Annotated in this window: 14 protein-coding genes; 10 read left to right on the top strand and 4 right to left on the bottom strand. The window is 72.6% G+C overall.

Annotated elements, in window-relative coordinates; all coding sequences use genetic code 11:
- The first annotated feature begins 139 nt into the window (after positions 1–139).
- Together V5P93_RS22205 and V5P93_RS22210 are read left to right on the top strand one after the other, a co-directional pair.
- Positions 140–1,321 carry a macrolide family glycosyltransferase gene (locus V5P93_RS22205; protein WP_219823960.1) on the top strand — a complete coding sequence of 394 codons (1,182 nt, stop codon included), beginning with the start codon at positions 140–142 and terminating at the stop codon, positions 1,319–1,321.
- Between the two features lie 13 nt (positions 1,322–1,334).
- Complete coding sequence (locus V5P93_RS22210; RefSeq protein ID WP_146108002.1) at positions 1,335–2,546, top strand: macrolide family glycosyltransferase; 1,212 nt, start codon at positions 1,335–1,337, stop codon at positions 2,544–2,546.
- Between the two features lie 619 nt (positions 2,547–3,165).
- On the opposite strand, the gene V5P93_RS22215 is transcribed toward V5P93_RS22210, so the two are convergent.
- The gene (locus V5P93_RS22215; protein WP_245931231.1) at positions 3,166–4,686 is read right to left on the bottom strand and encodes an MFS transporter; all 1,521 of its coding nucleotides are present in this window, start codon (positions 4,684–4,686) and stop codon (positions 3,166–3,168) included.
- 118 nt (positions 4,687–4,804) lie between these two features.
- On the opposite strand from V5P93_RS22215, the gene V5P93_RS22220 reads away from it, so the two are divergent.
- The 4 genes from V5P93_RS22220 (at position 4,805) to V5P93_RS22235 (ending at position 8,264) form a co-directional block, all read left to right on the top strand.
- On the top strand, positions 4,805–5,695 hold the full coding sequence (locus V5P93_RS22220) for a LysR family transcriptional regulator (protein WP_104478948.1): 891 nt from the start codon (positions 4,805–4,807) through the stop codon (positions 5,693–5,695).
- 310 nt (positions 5,696–6,005) lie between these two features.
- Positions 6,006–6,854 carry a VCBS repeat-containing protein gene (locus tag V5P93_RS22225; RefSeq protein WP_104478947.1) on the top strand — a complete coding sequence of 283 codons (849 nt, stop codon included), beginning with the start codon at positions 6,006–6,008 and terminating at the stop codon, positions 6,852–6,854.
- Between the two features lie 3 nt (positions 6,855–6,857).
- Positions 6,858–7,700 carry an FG-GAP-like repeat-containing protein gene (locus V5P93_RS22230; RefSeq protein WP_104478946.1) on the top strand — a complete coding sequence of 281 codons (843 nt, stop codon included), beginning with the start codon at positions 6,858–6,860 and terminating at the stop codon, positions 7,698–7,700.
- Positions 7,701–7,703: 3 nt separating this feature from the next.
- Positions 7,704–8,264 carry a hypothetical protein gene (locus V5P93_RS22235; protein ID WP_104478945.1) on the top strand — a complete coding sequence of 187 codons (561 nt, stop codon included), beginning with the start codon at positions 7,704–7,706 and terminating at the stop codon, positions 8,262–8,264.
- Positions 8,265–8,738: 474 nt separating this feature from the next.
- On the opposite strand, the gene V5P93_RS22240 is transcribed toward V5P93_RS22235, so the two are convergent.
- The 3 genes from V5P93_RS22240 to V5P93_RS22250 all read right to left on the bottom strand — a co-directional run bounded on the left by V5P93_RS22240 (position 8,739) and on the right by V5P93_RS22250 (position 13,104).
- Complete coding sequence (locus tag V5P93_RS22240; RefSeq protein ID WP_181043453.1) at positions 8,739–9,059, bottom strand: DUF4333 domain-containing protein; 321 nt, start codon at positions 9,057–9,059, stop codon at positions 8,739–8,741.
- An 83-nt stretch (positions 9,060–9,142) separates the two neighbouring features.
- Positions 9,143–11,554 carry a helix-turn-helix domain-containing protein gene (locus tag V5P93_RS22245; protein WP_104478943.1) on the bottom strand — a complete coding sequence of 804 codons (2,412 nt, stop codon included), beginning with the start codon at positions 11,552–11,554 and terminating at the stop codon, positions 9,143–9,145.
- A gap of 269 nt (positions 11,555–11,823) precedes the next feature.
- Entirely contained in the window at positions 11,824–13,104 is a 1,281-nt protein-coding gene (locus V5P93_RS22250; protein ID WP_181043452.1) for a hydrolytic protein, read from the bottom strand.
- Positions 13,105–13,239: 135 nt separating this feature from the next.
- Between V5P93_RS22250 and V5P93_RS22255 the strand changes: the two genes are divergently transcribed.
- From V5P93_RS22255 to V5P93_RS22270, 4 genes are all read left to right on the top strand, one after another.
- The gene (locus tag V5P93_RS22255; protein ID WP_104479063.1) at positions 13,240–13,908 is read left to right on the top strand and encodes a response regulator transcription factor; all 669 of its coding nucleotides are present in this window, start codon (positions 13,240–13,242) and stop codon (positions 13,906–13,908) included.
- 325 nt (positions 13,909–14,233) lie between these two features.
- Positions 14,234–17,122 (top strand): hypothetical protein, encoded by a 2,889-nt coding sequence (locus tag V5P93_RS22260; protein ID WP_245931230.1) that lies wholly within the window; start codon positions 14,234–14,236, stop codon positions 17,120–17,122.
- A 13-nt stretch (positions 17,123–17,135) separates the two neighbouring features.
- Positions 17,136–17,801 carry a DUF4255 domain-containing protein gene (locus tag V5P93_RS22265; RefSeq protein WP_104478941.1) on the top strand — a complete coding sequence of 222 codons (666 nt, stop codon included), beginning with the start codon at positions 17,136–17,138 and terminating at the stop codon, positions 17,799–17,801.
- A complete protein-coding gene (locus tag V5P93_RS22270) occupies positions 17,798–19,678 on the top strand; it encodes an ATP-binding protein (protein WP_104478940.1) in 1,881 nt (626 codons plus the stop codon). Before V5P93_RS22265 ends, V5P93_RS22270 begins: the two co-directional genes overlap by 4 nt.
- The last annotated feature ends 4 nt before the right edge of the window (positions 19,679–19,682 follow it).

Below are 19,682 nucleotides of genomic sequence, written 5' to 3' on the forward strand. Positions count from 1 at the left end.
TCCTCGTCCGGCTCGGTGGTCACGGGTTCGCCGTTCGCTGAAGTTACGTGCTCCCGACTAGGGTTTGTGCCAACTCGACTCCCGTCCCGGCACGGCGGTTCTGGCAGTTTCCCCAGTCCGGTATGGCTTCACTTGGCCCGTGGCACCGCACCTGTTGTTCGTGCTCTACCCGGCCTACGGCCACACGCTGCCGATGGTGCCGATCATCGACCGGCTCACCCGGCGCGGCTTCCTGGTCACCGCCACGACCGGCGCCGCCATGGCCGACCGCGTCCGGGCGGCGGGCGCGCGGCCGGTCACCTACACGACGCCGCTGTCCACGTCGGCCCCGCCGGACGTGCTCGAGCCGGACGAGCTGGCCGCGCGGACCCTGCGCTACCTCGACGAGTCCCTGGCGATCGCCCCGGTGCTGGACGCGGCCTGCCCCGCGCCGCCGGACGCGGTGGTGTTCGACACGACCCTGTGGGCGCCGAGCCGGGTCGCGGCGGCGCGGTGGGGGCGGCCCGCGGTGCAGGTGGTGCCGACGTTCGCCTCGAACGAGCACTTCTCCGTGACGGACAAGCTGTCCGAACTGTCCACACCGCTCGACCCGGCCCACCCCGCGCTGGTGCGCTTCGGCGAGCGCCTGGCCGAACACGCGACCGCGGCCGGGGTCTCCCCCGCGGTCTACGCGGGCGCGGGCGAGGCGAACGTGGTCACCATCCCCCGCGAGTTCCAGATCCGCGGCGAGACCTTCGGTGACGACCACGTGTTCGTCGGCCCCTGCCTCGACCCCGCGCCGGGGACGTGGACTCCCCCGGCCGACGGTCGCCGGGTCGTGCTGGTGTCGCTGGGCACGACCGTCAACGCCCGGCCCGACTTCTTCCGCGACTGCGTCCGGGCCTTCGCGGGCTCGGACTGGCACCTCGTCCTGTCTCTCGGTGGTCGAGTGACCCCGGAGGAACTCGGCCCGCTACCGCCCGGGGTCGAGGCGCACGACTGGATCCCGCACGGCGACGTGCTGGCGCACGCGTCGGTGTTCGTGTGCCAGTCGGGGATGGGCAGCGTGCAGGAGGCGCTGCACCACGGTGTACCGCTGGTGGTGGCGCCGCACCACCCGGAGCAGCGCGCCAACGCGGACCGGATCGCCGAACTCGGCCTCGGCGAGGTCCTGCACCGGCACACCGTGACCGGCGACCTGGTGCTGGCCGCGACGACCGCCGTGGCCGCCGACGCCGCGCTGCGCGCCCGGGTGCTGCGCATGCGCGACCACATCCGGGCTGCCGGGGGCGCCGACCGCGCCGCCGACGCCATCGCCGCCCACGTGTCGACCAGGGTCTGAGAGGAACGCCGACGTGGACCGTCCACCCCATGTGCTGTGCGCGCTGTACCCCGCGATGGGGCACCTGCTGCCGACGCTGCCGGTGATCGAGGAGCTGGTCCGCGCGGGCTGCCGGGTGACCGCGACGGTGTCGCCGGAGATCGAGGACCGGGTGCGGTCCCTGGGCGCGTCGACGGTCCGCTACCGGACACCGCTGGACGCGCGGCTGCCCGACTACACGACGTACCCGAGGTTGGCGGAGGCCATCGCGGTCCTGCTGGACCAGATCCTGGGCGTGTCCCCGGTCATCGACGAGGCCGGGCTGGACCGGCCGGACGTCCTGGTGCACGACATCGCGCTGGCCGTACCGGGGCGGGTGCTGGCGGCCAAGTGGGGCGTCCCGAACGCGCGGGTGCTGCCCATCTTCGCGTCCAACGAACACTTCTCCATCGACGCCGAGTTCGCGAAACTGGCCGCCCCGCCCCCACCGGACGCGCCCCCGCACCCGGCCGTGACCCGCTACAACCGCCGCCTCGTGGACTACCTGGAAGGCCACGGGCTCTCCGACGACGCCGCCGGCGCGGCCCTGGCCGGAACCGGCGAACTGAGCGTGGTCTTCCTACCGCGCGAGTTCCAGATCGCCGCGGACACCTTCGGCGACGACCACGTGTTCGTGGGCCCCAGCGTGTCCACCCCCGTGGGCGGGTGGGCCCCACCCCCGGACGCCGGACCGGTGGTGCTGATCTCGATGGGGACGTCGACCTTCTACCCGCCGGAGTTCTTCGCCGACTGCGCGCGGGCCTTCGAGGGCTCACCGTGGCACGTGGTGATCGCGCTGGGCAGCCAGGTGTCACCCGCCGAGTTGGGGCCGCTGCCCGCGAACGTCGAGGTGCACCCGTGGATCCCGGTCGGCGAGGTGCTGAGGCACGCGTCGGCGTACCTGTGCCAGGGCGGGCTCAGCGGGGTGATGGAGTCGGTGCACCACGGGACACCGATGGTGGTGGTGCCCCACCAACCCGAACAGATCACCAACGCCCGGCGGGTCGAGGAACTGGGCGTGGGGTTGGTGCTGGAGGAGGCGTCCGTGACGCCTGCGCGGATCAGGCAGGCCGTGGACCGGTTGCGGGACAAGCCCGACATCGCCCCACGCCTGGCCGCCCTGCGGGAAGCCGGGGCGCGCGCGGGCGGGGCCGTCCGAGCCGCCCAGGCCATCCGCGACCACGCCTTGGTCACCGCTAGACCCTGACGACGAGAACCGTTCGCTTGGCCGCGCTCCACAAGGCTGTCAAACCCCCGCAGCCAACGCAGACCCGACTCCAACCCGCCGCCCCGAACCCGCTTCGTCGCGCGCGACCCCGGCCCCAGAGCAGCCCCCACCACTCCACTGGGGGACGGCCCTGCTCCAGTCCAGTCGGAGAAGCGAGCAATTCGGCGGTTGGCGAAGGGGCTGTGGATGGATCGGCGGTATGTGGACAACCACGTTCTGGCGATTTGCGGTGAAAAGCCCGGCTGCGGGCAAGGTTTCACCCGCGCGAGGGACAAGAGTCGTGGCTGCGGCAACTGCCTCGCGGCACAGCCGCCGATTGCGAGCGGGGCAAGAGGGCGTGGCGGGCGGCGGGTGGGCGCTTGGCGCCGCGACACGCGGGCCGGCGACCAGTCAGCCCGCAGGTACACCACGCCCGACCACAATCCGAGCTATCCGAACGGCCGACCGCACCCGGCTGATGGCGACCACCGGCGGACAGCGCCGTCGACTGACCCAGACCCACCAGTCGCGCCAGGCAGCCGTACACCCGACACCGTGTAGTAGGCGGCGAGCCCTCTTGACGGTATTCCCAGTCGATCCTCAACACCGGGCCAGTCCATCAACTCCGCTGCCCCGCGGCAACCGACTTCCGCGCGGACCACGCGAGTTGCGCGGTCACCACCGCACCAGCGACCAGGGTGATGATCGCGATGACACGCATGGCGGCGTTGGCGCCACTTCCGAACGCTTCCAACACCTGCGCCCTCAGCGGTGCCGACGTGCCCGCCGCGCGCAGTGCCTCCGCGACCGTGTGCGGGCCGTGGCGGAGGGGTTCGGGCAGGGCGGAGACGAAGTGGCCGGTCAGGATCGTGCCGATGACCGCGACCCCCAGCGCGCTGCCGAACTCGCGCGTGGTCGCCTGGAGGCCGGCGCCGATGCCCGCCTTCTCCGGCGGCAGCGACGTTGCGATGCTGGTCGTCAGCACGGGCAACGCCAACGCGACGCCAACACCGATGACCACAAGCCACAGTCCATAGTAGACGTACGGCGAGTTCGCCGCGCACGTCGACAACCCGAACAGCCCCACGCTGATCGTCCCGAACGCCGCCGCCACCGAGCGCGTCGCGCCCAGTCGGGCGGTCAGACCCGGCACGACCCGGGCACCCGCCAGGATCGGGATGGTCAGCGGGATGACGGCGAGGCCGGTGGTCAGGACGTCGAAACCCATGCCGTACCGGAGGAACGTGGCATTGACGTAGAACAGCGCGAACATGCCGAAGAACGCGGCCGTCATCCCCAGGCACCCTGTGCGCAACTCGGCGATGCGGAACAGGCGAGGGTCGAGCAGCGGGTGCGCGCTGCGCAACTCGACGACCACCCACACCCCGAACAGCAACACCGCCGCCACGAACGCACCGATGACGGTCACGCTGCCCCATCCGCTCTCCGGCCCCTGGATGACACCGACCAGCAGCGCCAAGGTCGCCAGTGTCACCAGGACGGTGCCCGCCGGGTCGAGCCGGTGCGGGTTGCGGTCGGTGCGGGGCGCGCGCAGCGCCGCCCAGCCCGCGCAGACCACGGCCAACGGCACGACCGCGGCGAACAGCCACCGCCACGACCCGGCCGCGAGCACGGCGCCGCCGCCGACATTGCCCAGCACGCCACCCGCGCCGGTGGACGCCGCCCACACGCCGATCGCCTTCGCGCGCCGCGGCCCGGGGGTCGCGTTGATCAGGATCGCGAGGCTGTTCGGCACCACGCACGCCGCCCCGGCGCCCGCGAGCCCGCGCCCGATCAGCATGACCGGCACGGACGTCGACACCGCAGAGACCGCCGCGCCCACGGCGAGCAGCCCGAGGCCGGACAGCAGGACTCCCTTGCGCCCCAAGCGGTCCCCGAGCGCACCGCAGGGGATCACCAGACACGCGAACAGGGCCACATAGGAGTCGACGACCCACAGCAGTTCCGCCGAGGACGGTCGCAGCGCGCTCGCCGCCAGGTCCGGCACGGCCAGGTTGATCGCGGCGACGAACGCCAGCACCAGCATCGTCGCCGCGCACATCACGGCGAGCACGGCGCCGGGCGACGAGCCGCGGGCGGCCGGTGGGCGCGCGGCGGACAGGACGGTTTTCGTGGTCACGGAAGACACCTCGATCGAGAACGGGGGACGCGGGTTGATTCCGCGCCACCAACGTAAGTCGCGGCGACTTGTGCGTCCAGTGCAAAGATCGCAATCGACAGTTGTCTAGAATGCAACCATGGGCGATTTCGACCTCAACCTGCTGAAGGTGTTCGACGCGCTCGTCGAGGAGGGCAGCGTGACCGGCGCCGCCGAGCGGCTGAACCTGTCCACCCCCGCCGCCAGCCGCGCGCTCGGCAGGCTGCGGCGGGCGCTGGCCGACCCGATTTTCGTGCGCGCCGGTCGGGGCGTGGTGCCGACACCGTTCGCGCTGCGGACCGCGCCGAAGGTCCGGTCGCTGCTGGAGGCGGCGGAGGCGCTGCTGAGCGACCGGCCGGGCTTCGACCCGGCGCGCCTCACCCGGTCCTTCGCGATCCGGGTCAACGACGGCCTGACCGCCACCCTCGCCCCGGCGCTCCTGCGGCGCGTGCGCGCGGCGGCGCCCCAGGTGGTGGTGCGGTTCGTGGGCGAGGGCACCGAGGACGTGGAGTCGCTGCGCAACGGCGCGGTGGACCTCGACGTCGGCGCGGGCCCGCCGGCGGCGGCGGACCTGCGCGGCGAACTGCTCTACGAGGAACGGGTCGTGGGCGTGGTGTCGGCGTCCTCTCCGCTCGTGGCCGAGCCGACCCTGGCGCGGATCTGCGCGCACCCGCACGTGTCGTCGTCGCGGCGGGGCAGGCCGCACGGCCCCTTCGACGCCGCGCTGACCGAGGCCGGGTACCGGCGCCACGTCGCGACCGTGGTGGCGTCGCCGGTGGTCGCGGCCGCGCTGGCGGCGGAGAGCGATCTCGTCGCCCTGGTCCCGGAGCGCCTGGCCAGGCACCTGGCGGACCGCCTGGGGGTGGTGTGGTTCCCGCTGCCGGTCCCGGTGCCGCCGATCGTCATCCACCAGCAGTGGCACGCGCGGTTCGACGAGGACCCGGCGCACGAGTGGCTGCGGGAACAGGTGGTGGCGGCGACCGAGAGTTGATCAAGGGACGCCTCCGGCCCCCGGTATCCACGCTACCGACGGGCACCGACGGTCCCGGGCGAAGATGATCAAGCCGGTGGACAACCGGTTCCGCGCCGGTGCGGAACCGCCGGCCAGGGCGTGGCGACCTGCGCGGATACACCGGTGGCGAACCAGCCGGGTCCGTTTGCCCGTATGACGTACGGGCTTTTGTCGTCAGTCCGGGGGCCGGTCGGAGTCACTGCGGGTGAGGCGGCGAACACGGAGCCCGCCGACGGCGATCACCCAGGCGGACGGCCGCGACTGGCGCGCGCCCGACAAGGGGAGCCCCATGCACAAACCACGACTGGTGGTCCTGGCCGCCGTCGCCGCGGTGGTGGCCGCGGCGGTGGCGCCCGCCACCGCCGCCGCGGAGCCGAACCTGCGCATCTTCCGGGGGGACGTCAACGGCGATCGGATCGTCGACCAGGTCCTGCCCGCCAACGAGGCGGGCGGCGGGCAGCACCGGCCCTGCGTGCTCAGCATCTCCCTGGGCAAGCCCGACGGCACCCTGGGCAAGCCCAAGGACTACAGCTACGACTCGCCGCGCACCAGCGCGCCCTTCTGCCCCGACATGGGGGTCGTGGCCGACCTGCGCGGCGACGGCAAACCCGACATGATCACCACCGGCTTCCAGTGGTACGAGGGCGGTTTCCTGACGCTGCGCCTGGCGCAGGGCAAGGTCAAGGTGACCGGCCTGTACCCGGGACTGTCCTTCCCCAGCACCATCCGCACGACCGACTTCAACGGCGACGGCCTGCCCGACGTGTGGTCCTCCAGCGACGAGAGCATGGAGGTGCGCTCGTTCCACAGCACCCCCGACGGCGCCATCGTGCCCGGCACGATCTCCGGCTGCTCCTCCGAGCCGGTCCCCCAGCACTTCCTCGCCGACTTCGACGGCGACGGCGGCCAGGACATGCTGCTGTCCCGGCGCTGCGAGTTCGCCTACTGGGCGGCGGAACTGCAGTTCGGCAGCGGCAAGGCGGCGATCACCTTCGCCAAGGGGCAGGACAACTACGAGGTGTACGTCACCGACATCGGGTCCGACGGCGTCCCGGACATCGGCCTCATCTCGCACGTACCCCAGTTGCGGGTGCAGCACTTCCGCAACGACGGCGCGGGCAACTTCACGGAGGTGTGAACCATGGTGAGACGACCGGCGGTCCTGGCCGCCGTGGCCGCGACGGTGGCGGCGGTGCTCATGCCCGCCACCGCGTCCGGCGAACCGAACCTGCTCGCCTTCCGAGGGGACGTCAACGGTGACCACGTCGTCGACCGGGTCACCCCCGCCGTCGAACCCGGCGGGGGCAAGAAGCCCTGTGTGTTCGCCATCGAGCTGGGCAGGCCCGACGGGACCCTGGGTCCGTCGAAGGACTACGCCTTCGACTCGCCGCGCACCGGGGCCCCGTACTGCCCCAACCTGGGTGTTGTGGCCGACCTGCGCCGGGACGGCAAACCCGACGTGATCACCACCGGTATCCAGTGGTACGAGGGCGGCATCCTGACGCTGCGCCTGGCGCACGACAAGCTCAAGGTGACCGGCCTGTACCCGGGGGTGGGGTTCCCCAGCACCATCCGCTCGGCGGACTTCAACGGCGACGGTTACCCGGACGTGTGGTTGTCGAGCGACGCGAGCCGGGAGATCAGGTCGTTCCACAGCACCCCCGAGGGCACCATCGTGCCCGGCACCATCACCGCCTGCTCGTCGGACCCGATCCCGCAGCACGTCATCACCGACTTCGACGGCGACGGCGGCGACGACATCCTGCTGTCGCGGCGCTGCGACTTCTCCGGCTGGACCGCGGAGATCCGGTTCGGCAGCGGCAAGGCGCCGGTCGTGTTCGCCCAGGGGTTCGACAACTTCGAGGTGTTCAGCGTCGACATCGACAACGACCGCGACCCGGACGTCGGCCTGATCTCCCACGTGCCCCAGTTGCGGGTACAGCACTTCCGCAACGACGGCGCCGGAAACTTCACGGAGGTATGAGCCATGGCCACGAGACGGATCCTCGGCGTCCTCGGCGCCACCGCGGCGCTCACCCTGACCCTGGTGTCCCCGGCGAGCGCGGGCGCGCGCAACGCCCCGTTCTCCGGTGACGTCGACGGCGACGGACTGGCCGACGTGGTCACCCTCGGCCCCGAGGGCTCGACCTGCTCGCTGACGATCGCCCACGGCCTGCCCGGCGGCGGGTACGGCACCGCGACCACCTACACCTACCCGAATCCGACCACGGGCCCGCTGTGCGGCGACATGGGCGAGGTCGTCGACCTCGGCGGTGACGGCACCAACGAGATCGTGACCACCGACTACGACGCGTACAGCACCTCGGACGCCTTCTACGTGCTGCGCCAGACCGGCCCGACGACGGTGGCGGTCATCAGCAAGCAGTACGGGGACATCATGCCGAACATCATCTGGCAGCGGGACTTCAACCACGACGGCCGCGTGGACATCTGCACGTGGACCGACCAGGGCCTGGGCGTCAACTACTACCTCAACACCGAGTCCGGCGGGCTGTCGTGGATCTACGACGACCCGGGTGGCTGCTAGGCCACACCCGCGCGACGACACGGGTTACCCCGTGGTCGCGGCCCCTGGGCGGGGGCCGCGACCACCCGCGCCGTCGCCGACTCGGGGGCGCCGTCGCCCAGCGACCGCACGGCGTGATCGTCCGTGGCGGACACCAACTAATCCCACGCCGACAGGTCGCCCCGGTCGTCGCGGAGGGACTGGCGGGCCAGTTCGAACAGCCGCCGGACGAGCACGTGGCGCGCGCCCACCGCGCGCGCCTTGTCGGCGATCCACCGGCTCCGGGACGAGCACCGCGGCGCTCAGCAGCGCCACCGACCACTGGTCATCCATAAAGGACAGTCCGGCGGCGGCTACCGCGGCCCGAACCTCGACGCTGTGGGCGTCGCCCCGTGCGGGCGCGACCCAACCGGTAGTCGCACGGCCGAGGGCGGCCCGGACTCGATCAGGGCGCGCAGCTCGGCGGGCAGGCGGCCCGTCGAGCCTTTCCGACCGCTACTCGGGCAACGAGACCTCGTACTCGCCCTCGGTGTCGCGGTTCGTGACGACGACCGTCTTGCGCGCGCCGTTGATCCGCACGTCGCAGCGGAAGGAGTAGCCCTTGACCACCGGCTGGTCCTCGGGGCAGCTGATCTCCCCAACCCCGTCGACCCGGTAGTTCTCCTCCAGGATCGACCTGACGCCGTCCTCGACAGCGGACGCGTCGAACACCCGGCGTTCGGCGGTGGCCCCGGGGGCCGGGAGCGGCAGCCCCGCGACCGCGCTCGTGCACCCCGCCACCGCCCCGACCCCGCAGATCCCGACGACCAGTGCCACCGCGCGATCCACTCTCAAGCGCCACTCCGCTCGGCCGGGGCGCCGCTCTGGGTCGGCGCCGACGGCAGAAGATCCTAATGGCACTAGCCGGTGCGGGTGGCGGCGGTCTCGACCTCGGCCAGGCGGTCGGCGAGCGCCCGCGACTCCGGGGTGTTGACCCGCGCGCACAGCTCCTTGGCCTGGGCCCGGTGCGCCGCGGCGAGCCCCGGTTCGGCCGCCGAGACCACCTGGGCCAGCTGGTCGAGCACCCGCGCGTGGTGCCACGGTTCCGCGGTCTCGGTCAGCACGGACCGCGCGGTCTCCAGGTGGCGGCGGATCGCCGCCGGGTCCGGGGTGCAGCGGGCGCGGCCGAACGCGGCCAGGCCCTCCACGTGCGGGTAGTTGGCCGCGGCGGCCAGGGCCTGCGACTCGCGGAAGGTGTCGTCGGCGGCGCCCAGGTCGCCCGCGGCCTCGTGGGTGTCGGCCAGCCGCAGCAGCGCGACGGCGAGCAGGTTCCCGTGCGGGCGCATCCGCGGCGCGCGGAAGAACGCCACGGTCTGGCCGTGCGCGTCGACCGCGCCCGCGTAGTCGCCGAGCTCGTGCAGCGCCAGGCCGAGGATCGACAGCGCGATGTACTTGCCCAGGTCGTCGCCGAGCTCGTCGAACAGGGCGATGGCCGGGCGGATGTACTCGGCGGCCTCGACCGCGCGGCCCTGCACCAGCTCGGTGCGGCCGCAGTACTGCAGCGCCCACGCCTCCTCGTTGCGGTCGCCGGTCTCGCGGGCGGCGCGCCAGGCCCGTTCGTGCACCGCCAGTGCCTCCGCGAGCCGGGTGCGGGTCAGGGTCAGCGCCCAGCCGAGGAAGTTGAGCTGCACCGCCTCGTCGCGCCGCCGGTGCAGCGCGCGGGCCGCGGTGACGCCGTAGCCGAACACCTCGCGCCACAGGTCGGCCTCCGGGCGGACCTCGGAGTACCAGTGCATGGCGCGGGCGAACTCCAGCACCTCGGCGTAGCGGCCCACCTTGGTGCCCGCGCGCGCGGCGGCCAGCCAGCGGGGCCGTTCCGCGTCCAGCCACTCCAGCGCCTCCGCCGCCGTGCGCACGATCCCGACCCGGGTCTCCTCGCCCTGCCCCGACCCGGGCGGGGACAGCAGGAAGCCCGCCTCGGTGGCGGCGCGCAGCACCCAGCCGATCATCCGGGACTCGACGGCGGCGATCCGCTCGGGCGCGTCCTCCAGGGCCAGCCGCTCGCCCGCGAACACCCGCAGCAGGTCGTGCGGGGTGTAGCGGCCGGGGCTCAGGCCGGGTTCCAGCAGGCTGGCGTCCACCAGTTCCTCCAGCCTGCGCTCGGCGGTGTCGACGTCGGTCTCGGCCAGCACCGCGACCAGGTCGGCGGGCACCTCCGGCGGCGGCACCAGCGACAGCAGCCGGAACACCTCGCGGGTGTTGCGGTCGCAAAGCCGGTAGGACACCTCGAACGCGGACCGGACCTGCAGGTCTCCCGCGGTGAGCGCGGTCAGCCTGCGGCGCTGGTCCTCCAGGTGCGCGACCAGGTGCGCGACGTGCCAGCGCGGGCGGGTGGCCAGCCGGTTGCCCGCGATGCGCAGCGCCAGCGGCAGGTGACCGCACAGCTCGGCCACGCGCGCGACCGCGGCGGGCTCGGCGGCGGCGCGCTGCTCGCCGATGATCGACACCAGCAGCCGCTCGGCGGCCTCCGCGCGCAGCACCTCCAGCGGCACGCGGGCGGTCACCTCCAGCCCGGAGAGCATCCGCCTGCTGGTCACCAGCACCAGGCAGGCCGCGCTGCTGGGGATCAGCGGCCGCACCTGGGCCTCGTCGGCGGCGTTGTCCAGCACGAGCAGCATCCGCCGGTCGCGCAGCAGCGCGCGGTAGAGACCGGCGCGCTCCTCGACGCCGTCGGGCAGCGCGGACTCCTTGATCCCGAGCGCGACCAGGAACCGGCCCAGGGCCTGCTCGGCGGTCAGCGGGTCGGGGTCCATGCCACGCAGGTTCACGAAGAAGCAGCCGTCGGGGAAGCGCTCGACCAGCCGGTGACCGGCGTGCACGGCGAACGCGGTCTTGCCGACGCCGGGGGCGCCGTGCACGGTCAACACGGCCGCGCGGTGCGTCCTGGGGTGCCCGTCGACCAAGCGCAGCACGCGGGCGAGTTCGCCGTCGCGGCCCGCCAGCTCCACCTCGGGCGGCAGCTCGCGCAGCGGCCGGTCGACGACGGCGGGCACCTCCGGCTCGTCGTCCGGTTCGGCGTGGATCGGCTGGTAGCCGCCGCTGCCGAGGAACTCGGCGAGGTCGGCGCCGGAGAGCGCGAGCGCGGCGGCGAGCGCCTGGCAGGTCCGCCGCTGCGGCCGCCGCACCCGGCCGCGTTCCAGGTCGCTGATCGAGCGGGTGCTCACCCCGGCCTTCTCGGCCAGCTCCTCCTGGGTGAGCCCGGCCGCGTGCCGGTGCCGGGTGAGCAGCCCCGCGTACGTCGTGTCCCGCGGGCCCGCCGGACCTGCTGCCATCGGACCGTTCGACATCGAACCCCCTGCTCCCATCGCCCGGGTCCCACCCCGCACCGATGGTGCCGAAGGTAGGCGGCCACGCCACACCCCCGATCGGGGGGCGGCCTGTGTGACCTACACGGGTGAAGGCGATAAGCGGTTCGACAGAAACCAACACAATTTCTGCCGGTCGATCTTCATGGTCGCGGGGGGCGGCCGGTGGTTGTCTCAGTGGGGCACCTGGGGGTGTGCGTTGGGGAACCGGGGAGGGTGTGCGGATGTCGACGGGGTTAGCGGGTGGGCAGGTCCCTGAGTTCCCCGCTGACGTTGAGCACCTCGACGCAGGTCTGCGCCTGGCGGCCGGAGGCGGGGGTACCCGGGCGGTCGCAGGAGACGTTGGCGGTGACCGCGCCGTTCTCGGTGATCTCGATCGGGGTCACCCAGTGGTAGTCCTGGTTGCGGAAGGTCTCCAGCGCGATGGTGGTGATCACCCGGTCGCCGAAGACGACGGTGAGCACGCCCTCGTCGCCCTGGAAGTTGGCGAGCACCAGGTCGGTGATGAGGAACGTCTTGCCGGGGGGCACGACGTAGGTGCCGCTGCCCGCGGTGCCGCCGCCGGTGCGGACCTCGACGGTGCCGGAGCTCTGCCTGCTGACCCCGCCGCCGGTGCCCCCGGGGGTGCCGCCGGGCTGCGCGCCGCCGGGCGCGCCGGGCTGCTGGGCCTGGCCCGGATCCCCGATCACGGCCGGGTTGGACGGTCCGGGTTGCAATTGTCCGTCCTGCACCATTTCCTGCGCCTTGTTCTCGGCGGCCTGTTCGGCGGCCTCCCGGGCGGAGCTGCGGACCGCGGGCCGCACCAGGGTGAACCACAGCAGCAGCAACGCCACGAGCAGGGCCAGCAGGGCGAGCAGCCACCGGGGCAGCAGCGCCATGCGGACCAGTTCCCCGGTCAGCTCGCGCGACTCGCCCTCGGCGGTCGTCGCGGTGACCCGCACCGGGTAGGTGGTGGACTTGCCGAACCAGACGATCCCGCGCGTGCGGACCCGCAGCGTGGCCGCGCCCTCGTCCTGGGGGCGCAGGTCCACGGTGGTCGGGGTGACCCGCACCCTCGGGTCGTCGCCGGTGTCGGCGGGGGTCAGGGTGACGGTGGTGGGCGAGTTGCCGCGGTTGGCCAGTTCGACCTGGTAGCGCGCGGAACGCCAGGTGCGCCTGCGGGTCGGGCGCAGCCCGGCGTCGAGGGACCCGAACGGTTCCACGACGACGGTGGTCTCGGGCACCGTGACCAGCTCGGGGTGTTCGACCGGCAGCACCCGGATGCCGAGCGGGTTCTCCCCCGCGCGGACGTCGGCGGTGCGCGGCGGGCGCAGACGCACGGTGACCCTCTCGGCCGTGCCGGGGTACAGCGACAACCGTTCGGGTTCCACGGTCGCCCACGCCGCGCACGGACCGACCGGTTCGAAGGTGTACGCCTCGACGATGTCGGTGTCGTTGCGCACCGTCAGCGTCGTGGTGGCCTCGCTCCCGGGGACCACGGTCACCGTCGGGAACTCCAGTTCAGCCGAAGTCGTCACCCGTAGAACGCTAGGTACGCCCGTACCGCGCGGACAGGGCGCGGCGGGCAGGGCGGGGGCACACCGGATGCCCTCGCGCTTCTCCCAGCCGGGACGAACAGCGCCCCGGCACGGCTTCTCGTGATGGAGGACCACATGACAACCACGGTCGAAGCGGTCGGCACCACCACATACGGCCCGCCACGCCGCCGGGTCCCGGTCGGCGTGCACGCGTCGGACCCGATCCTGCGGGCCGGTGTGGTCCACCAGTTGCGCCAACGCCCCGAGGTCGACCTGCTGCCCGAGGAGGACGCCGAGCGGGCGTCCGTCGCGCTGGTGGTGGTCGACCAGGTCGACGAGGAGACGACGAGGTTGTTGCGGCGGTTGCGGCACGGGGACGCGCGGGTCGGGCTGGTCGTGGGCCGGTTCGAGCGCACGGCGCTGCAAAGCGCGATCGAGTGCGGTGTGGCCGCGGTGCTGCGCCGCGCGACGGCCACCGGCGAGCGGTTGGTGGAGATGGTGACCGCGATGTCGCGCGGTGAGGGTGTGCTGCCGGGTGACCTGCTCGGGCACCTCATCGACCACGTGGGACGGTTGCAGCGGGAGGTGCTGGACCCGCGCGGTCTGACCCTGTCGACGCTGACCGCGCGCGAGGTCGACGTGCTGCGGTTGATCGCCGAGGGCTTCGACACCGCCGAGATCGCGGCGAAGATGTCGTACTCCGAGCGCACGGTGAAGAACATCCTGCACGAGATCACCACGCGCCTGCACTTGCGCAACCGCGCTCACGCCGTCGGATACGCGTTGCGGCAGGGCCTTATCTGATCGGCATCCGATAGGCGCCCCGGACCCCACCGGCCCACCACGGCGCGAACACGGGTGGGCACGCGCCGTGCCCCGGCCACTGCCCGCGCACACCTCAACGCCGAGTCCACCCGTGGCCACCATCGACAGGGTGGACCCCCGCAGAGCCCGTTTCCTCCGTACCGGTGCCACTCTTCTTCTCGTGCTGGGCATTTGCACGGTCCCGGTGCACAACGGCACTTCGCCGGTGCGACCGGTCGCGGCCGCGTCGGAGGAGAGGATCGCGTTCGCGGGCACGGAACACCGGAGCCTTGGGACAGCGACGTCCCAAACCACCACGGCACCGGTGTTCGAGGGTTCAGTCACCCACTACGACCGGTATCCCAACGCCGTGGGGAACGTGCTGGCGTTCGTCAGCCTCCGGGATTCGCGTACCTACCAGGTGTATGTGACCGACCCCGGTGGGACGCGGCGGCTCACTACGGACCTGAACGCGCTGCACCCCCATGTGTCCCCCGACGGCCGGTGGGTGGCGTTCGACTCTCCCGACGCGTCGACGCCCAATGGGCAACGGGATCTCTGGTTGGTGCGGACCGACGGCACGGGACTGCGCAAACTCACCGACAGCGCTACCGACGAAATATGGCCGACTTTCTCACCCGACGGCGGTAGCGTCGCCTTCTCCGGGAACGCCGATGGCCGGTGGCAGATCTACCGCATGCCGTTGGACGGTCAACCGGAACGCGTGACGAACCTGTTGGTCGGCGCGGCGTGGCAACCGTCGTGGAATCCCTCGACGGACCCGGACAAGCGGGACCTGATCGCGTACACCCTCGACGGCGACGCGAACGAGGCCACCGAAGGCGACCAGACGATCCGGATCACCTCGGGCGGCAACGGCCTGCCGCTGCTCGTGGGGTCGCGGGTGGGGTGGCAGAGCCGGTGGCCGGTGTGGCTGCCCGGCGGCGCCGACCTGCTGTTCCTCAGCCTCAACAAGGTGTGCGGCTGTCCGGGCGACCCGGAGCCGCGCGGTGCGGTCGACCTGGTCTACCGGGTGTCCGCGCCGACGGCCGGGGACCCGGTGCTGCTGCTGGAGGAGGACCGCTGCGTCGACTCCCCCGCGTGGCTCGACGGCGGCCTGGTGGTGGCGCGCACGACGGCGCGCACCCGCAACGTGGCGACGATGCAGGACATCCGGCCGGACGGCGCCGACCCCCGCGACCTGGGGGTGGAGGTGCTGACCGAGGACCCGGCAGCGCTCACCGACTCGAACCGGCTGTTCAACCCGAACCCGGGCTTCGACCCGTGGACGCAGCGGCAGAGCTACTCCCCCGACGGGCGGCGGATCGCGGTGAGCCGGTTCGAGACCATCGAGGGCAGGCGGTCGCAACGGGTGTGGATCACCGACGCGGACGGGCTAAACGGTGCACCCATGCCGTTGGCGGACCGGAAGGTCGGGGACTGGGAGACCGACGCGGCGTGGTCGCCGGACGGCACGCTGGTCGCCGTGGCCCGCCGCTCCCCCGGCGCGCCCAACCGCGAGGGCGGGCCCAGCCGGGTCGTCATCGTGCGGGTGGACACCGGGGAGGTCGTGGCGCGGCTGCGCAACCCCGATCCCAACGCCGACCAGGACGACGGGCAACCGGCGTGGTCACCGGACGGTCGCGTGCTGGCGTTCAGCCGGGGCACGGTCGCCGGGGGTCCGCAGGGACAGCCGCGCACGCACCACGTGTGGACCGCGCGCGCGGAGGGGCTGGACCAACAACGGGACATCAGCGCCACGGTATGCGGATTCGCCTGTGACACCACGGATGACAGTCCGGCGTTCTCCCCCGATGGGCGCACCCTTGTGTTCAACCGCGAGAACGACGGTCTGCTGCGAGTGACGCTGTCCGACAACCGATGCGAGGTCTTGCTTCCGGAGGGGCAAAACTCGTGTTCGGGCGCTCTTACGGATCCGAACGGTCCGCCCCAACCGCGTGATGTGTCGTTCTCGCCGGACGGCAGCAAGCTCGTGATGACGAAGCGAACCACCTACGACCCGAACTCGCCGGAGTCCATGGCGATCCTCGACCTGGACACCCGGCGGCTGACCCGGCTGGCGGGTGGCCTGCCGGGCAGGCAGAAGGAGCCGACCTGGCAACTGCTGGTCGACCTGGGGCTCGACGCGCCGCCCGTGGCGCCGCGCGCGACGGTGGGGGTGGACACGTCCGTGACGGTCACGGTGACCAACCGCGGTCCGGGGCCGTCGCCGGGGACGGAGTTGCAGGTATCGGTGCCGCCCGGGCTCACGTTGATACGCATGCGTGGTGCGTGTTCCTCCAACGGTCCCCGGTGCGATATCGGCCTCTTGCCGCCGAACACCACGGTTCAGGTCACCGCCGACCTGACGCCCACCGAGCCGGGTACGCATCCGCTCGACTGGACGGTCACGAGCACCGTGTTGGACACGGAGCCCAATGACAACGGTGGAACGACTCTTGTGCCGGTCGACGTGCCCGCGCCGCCCACCACTACGACGACCACGACACCACCCGCGCCTCCGACGTCTCCCGCGCCACCGCCCCTACCGGGCCCGCAACCACCGCCGCCCGCGAGCCCTGGTGTGGCGGTCGTGGCCCAGCCCAATCCGTCCTATGTGGGCGGTTCGACGACCATCACCTACACCGTGCGCAACCGGGGCGCCTCCACCGCCACGGGCCTGCGGCTGGATCTGGGGCTGCCTCGGCGGGTGCCGGTCGCGTCGGTGCCGCCCGCGTGCGTACGGAACTCTTGCGCTTTGCCCGATCTCGCACCGGGTGCTTCCCTGACCGTGCAGGTGCTACTACGACCCGACGCCGCGTTGGTCGCGGATGTCACGGGACAGCTGCGCACGACCGGCACCGACGCCGACAGCGGCGACAACCGCGCGCGGACCCGGCTGCGGATCCTGCTGCCGAAGATCGTGGCCGTGCCGCCGATCGGGAAACCCGGGTTCGTCACGTCGGTGCGCGGCGTCGACTTCCCGCCGGGCGCCCCGGTGCGGCTGACCTGGACGCCGGGGATCACCGCGTCGGCGGCGCCGACCACCCCGCGCGCCGACGGCACGTTCACCGCGCAGTTGCTGATCCTCACCAAGGACCAGACCGGCCCGCGCGTGATCACCGCGTCCGGCCCCGGGTTCGGGCCGGTGACCACGCCGTTCCTGGTGGTCACCGGCATGATCGCCCCACCCGGCGTGGTGGCCCGTCGATGAGGGGAGCCCGGGCGTGATCGACGAGGTGGACGAGGCGCTGCGGCTGCTGCTGGCCGAGGAGGGCATCCCCGCCGAGGGGGTGGAACTGGTCTTCGACGCGCCGACCAAGGACTGGGCGGCGAAGTTGACCGCGCCGACGGTGAGCGTGTTCCTCTACGACCTGCGCGAGGACAGCAGCCGACGCCGCACCGGTGTGCAGGAGGAGGCCGACGACGACGGAACGGTGGTGGGGCGCCGCGAACCGCCGTTGTGGTACCAGTTGTCCTATTTGGCGACGGTGTGGACCGCGCGCCCCAAGGACGAGCACCGTCTGCTGTCGGACATCCTGCGCGCCGTGGCCCCCCACGACGTGCTCCACCACCGCTGGCTGACGGGGTCGTTGGCGGAATTGGGGCGCTCGGTGCTGTTCCAGTCGGCGGGTCCGATCACCGACGGGCAGGCGGCGACCGAGGTGTGGTCGGCGTTGGAGGGGCGGCTCAAACCGGCGGTCAACCTCCAGGTCATCGCGCCGTTGGCGCGTAAGAGGACGCCGGTGGCGCCACCGGTCACCGACGGCCTGATGGTGCGCACCGAGTCGGATGGGGACCGCCGGTTGCGCTACGACGAGTCGGCACCCTCCGACGGGTTCGCTGCGGCCCGCGCGCGACCGGGTGCCCGTAGGCGGAGGAGCGCGCGGTGACCGAAGACGACCTGACCGGGCTGTGGGCGCGTTTGGGCGCGGTGGAACGCCGTGTGCGGAAGACCGTGGCGGACAGGCAAAGTCAGGACCCGAACCTCACCGACCCGTACCGTGGCCTCTACATCACGGATGAGGCTGTCCGTGCCCTCTTGGACTCTCCCGAGCCTCTTGTGGTCCCCGCCGATATCCCGCCCACGGCGGAGGGGCGGCTCGCGGAGTCGTTCGGGTTGACCGCGCTGGACATGGAGTTCCTGCTCATCGCGCTCGCACCGGATCTCGACGCCCGGTTCGAACGGCTCTACGGCTACCTCAACGACGACGTGACCCGCAGGCGGCCGACCGTGGGCCTGGCTTTGGCGTTGTGCGGGCAGACCCCGGCCGGTCCGGGCCGGTTCCGGTTCCGGCCCGACGCGCCGCTGGTCACGGGCGGGCTGGTGGACGTCCTGGGGGAGGACCAGCCGTTCCTCTCCCGCGAGGTGCGGGTGCCGGACCGGGTGCAGGCCCACCTGTTGGGACTCGACCGGGTCGATCCGGGCATCGCCGGGTTCACGCGCGTGCGGACGCGGGTGGACGGTCTACGGCCCGTGGGGGCGATGTACTCGCGCGGTGAGGTCGAGGTCGCGGGTACCGCTGTGGTGGCGGACCTGTCGATGGTGTCGGCACCGTCGGAGGTGGTGGCGCCGTTGGTGCGTGAGGCGCGGTTGCGCGGTGCGAGTCTCGTAGTGGGACCGGTCGACGGTGTGCCGCCCACGGTGCTGCGCGCGTTACTGGCACACGACCTTCCCTTGGTGCTGCACGGTAAGAGCCAGTGGGATCCCCGGTGGGCGCCGGTGACTCCCCTACCGGTCGACGCGGGCACCGGGCCCGCGTGGGCCGAGGCGCTGGACGGGCTCGACGTGCCGGTCGCGGAACTGTCGGCGTTCCGGCTCGGCGCGAGCCAGATGCGGGCGGCCGTCTCGGTGGCCCGGCGGCTGGCCGCGCGGGAGAACCGGGCGGTCACCGCGGCCGACGTGCGGGCGGGGGTGCGCACCCAGAACGGCGCCGGGCTGGCCAAGCTGGCCCGGCGGATCACCCCGGCCGTCACCTGGTCCGACCTCGTGCTGCCCGACCGCGCCAAGACCCGCCTCGCCGAGCTGGCCGCCCGCGCCCGGCACCGCGACACCGTGCTGGGCGACTGGCGGATGCGGCCCGGCGGCGGCCGCGGCCGGGGCGTGCTGGCGCTGTTCGCGGGCGAGTCGGGCACCGGCAAGACGCTGGCCGCCGAGGTGGTGGCCGGTGACCTCGGCATGGACCTGTACGTGGTCGACCTGTCGAGCGTGGTCGACAAGTACGTCGGCGAGACCGAGAAGAACCTGGAACGGGTCTTCGACGAGGCCGCCGACGTCAACGGCGTGCTGCTGTTCGACGAGGCCGACGCGCTGTTCGGGAAGCGCTCGGCGGTCAGCGACTCCCGCGACCGCTACGCGAACCTGGAGTCGGCGTACCTGCTGCAGCGCATGGAGTCCTTCGACGGCATCGCGATTCTCACCACCAACCTGCGGGCCAACCTCGACGAGGCGTTCACCCGCAGGCTCGATGTGATCGCCGCGTTCCCGATGCCCGACGCGGCGCAGCGCAGGCTGCTGTGGGACACCTGCCTCGGGCCCGCCATCCCGCGCGCGGACGACCTCGACCTGGACGTGTGCGCGTCCCGCTTCGACCTCGCGGGCGGCGCCATCCGCTCGTGCGCGGTGTCGGCGGCGTACCTGGCCGCGGCGGGGAACCGGGCGGTGACGATGGCGGACCTGATGACCGCCATCCACGAGGAGCACCACAAGCAGGGGCACCTGACCAGGGCCGAGGACTTCCGGCCGTGGCTGGCGGTCACGCCCGCCTGAACCG

It is taken from the genome of Actinokineospora auranticolor, from assembly GCF_041897805.1.
In the GTDB taxonomy this organism is placed as follows: Bacteria; Actinomycetota; Actinomycetes; order Mycobacteriales; family Pseudonocardiaceae; genus Actinokineospora; species Actinokineospora auranticolor.

What these genes read in the sequence shown, in the direction of transcription:
- V5P93_RS22235 (WP_104478945.1), top strand. Translation starts at nt 7,704, where the DNA reads ATGGCCACGAGACGGATCCTCGGCGTCCTCGGCGCCACCGCGGCGCTC.
- V5P93_RS22255 (WP_104479063.1), top strand. Translation starts at nt 13,240, where the DNA reads ATGACAACCACGGTCGAAGCGGTCGGCACCACCACATACGGCCCGCCA.
- V5P93_RS22245 (WP_104478943.1), bottom strand. Translation starts at nt 11,554, where the DNA reads ATGGCAGCAGGTCCGGCGGGCCCGCGGGACACGACGTACGCGGGGCTG.
- V5P93_RS22225 (WP_104478947.1), top strand. Translation starts at nt 6,006, where the DNA reads ATGCACAAACCACGACTGGTGGTCCTGGCCGCCGTCGCCGCGGTGGTG.
- V5P93_RS22230 (WP_104478946.1), top strand. Translation starts at nt 6,858, where the DNA reads ATGGTGAGACGACCGGCGGTCCTGGCCGCCGTGGCCGCGACGGTGGCG.
- V5P93_RS22220 (WP_104478948.1), top strand. Translation starts at nt 4,805, where the DNA reads ATGGGCGATTTCGACCTCAACCTGCTGAAGGTGTTCGACGCGCTCGTC.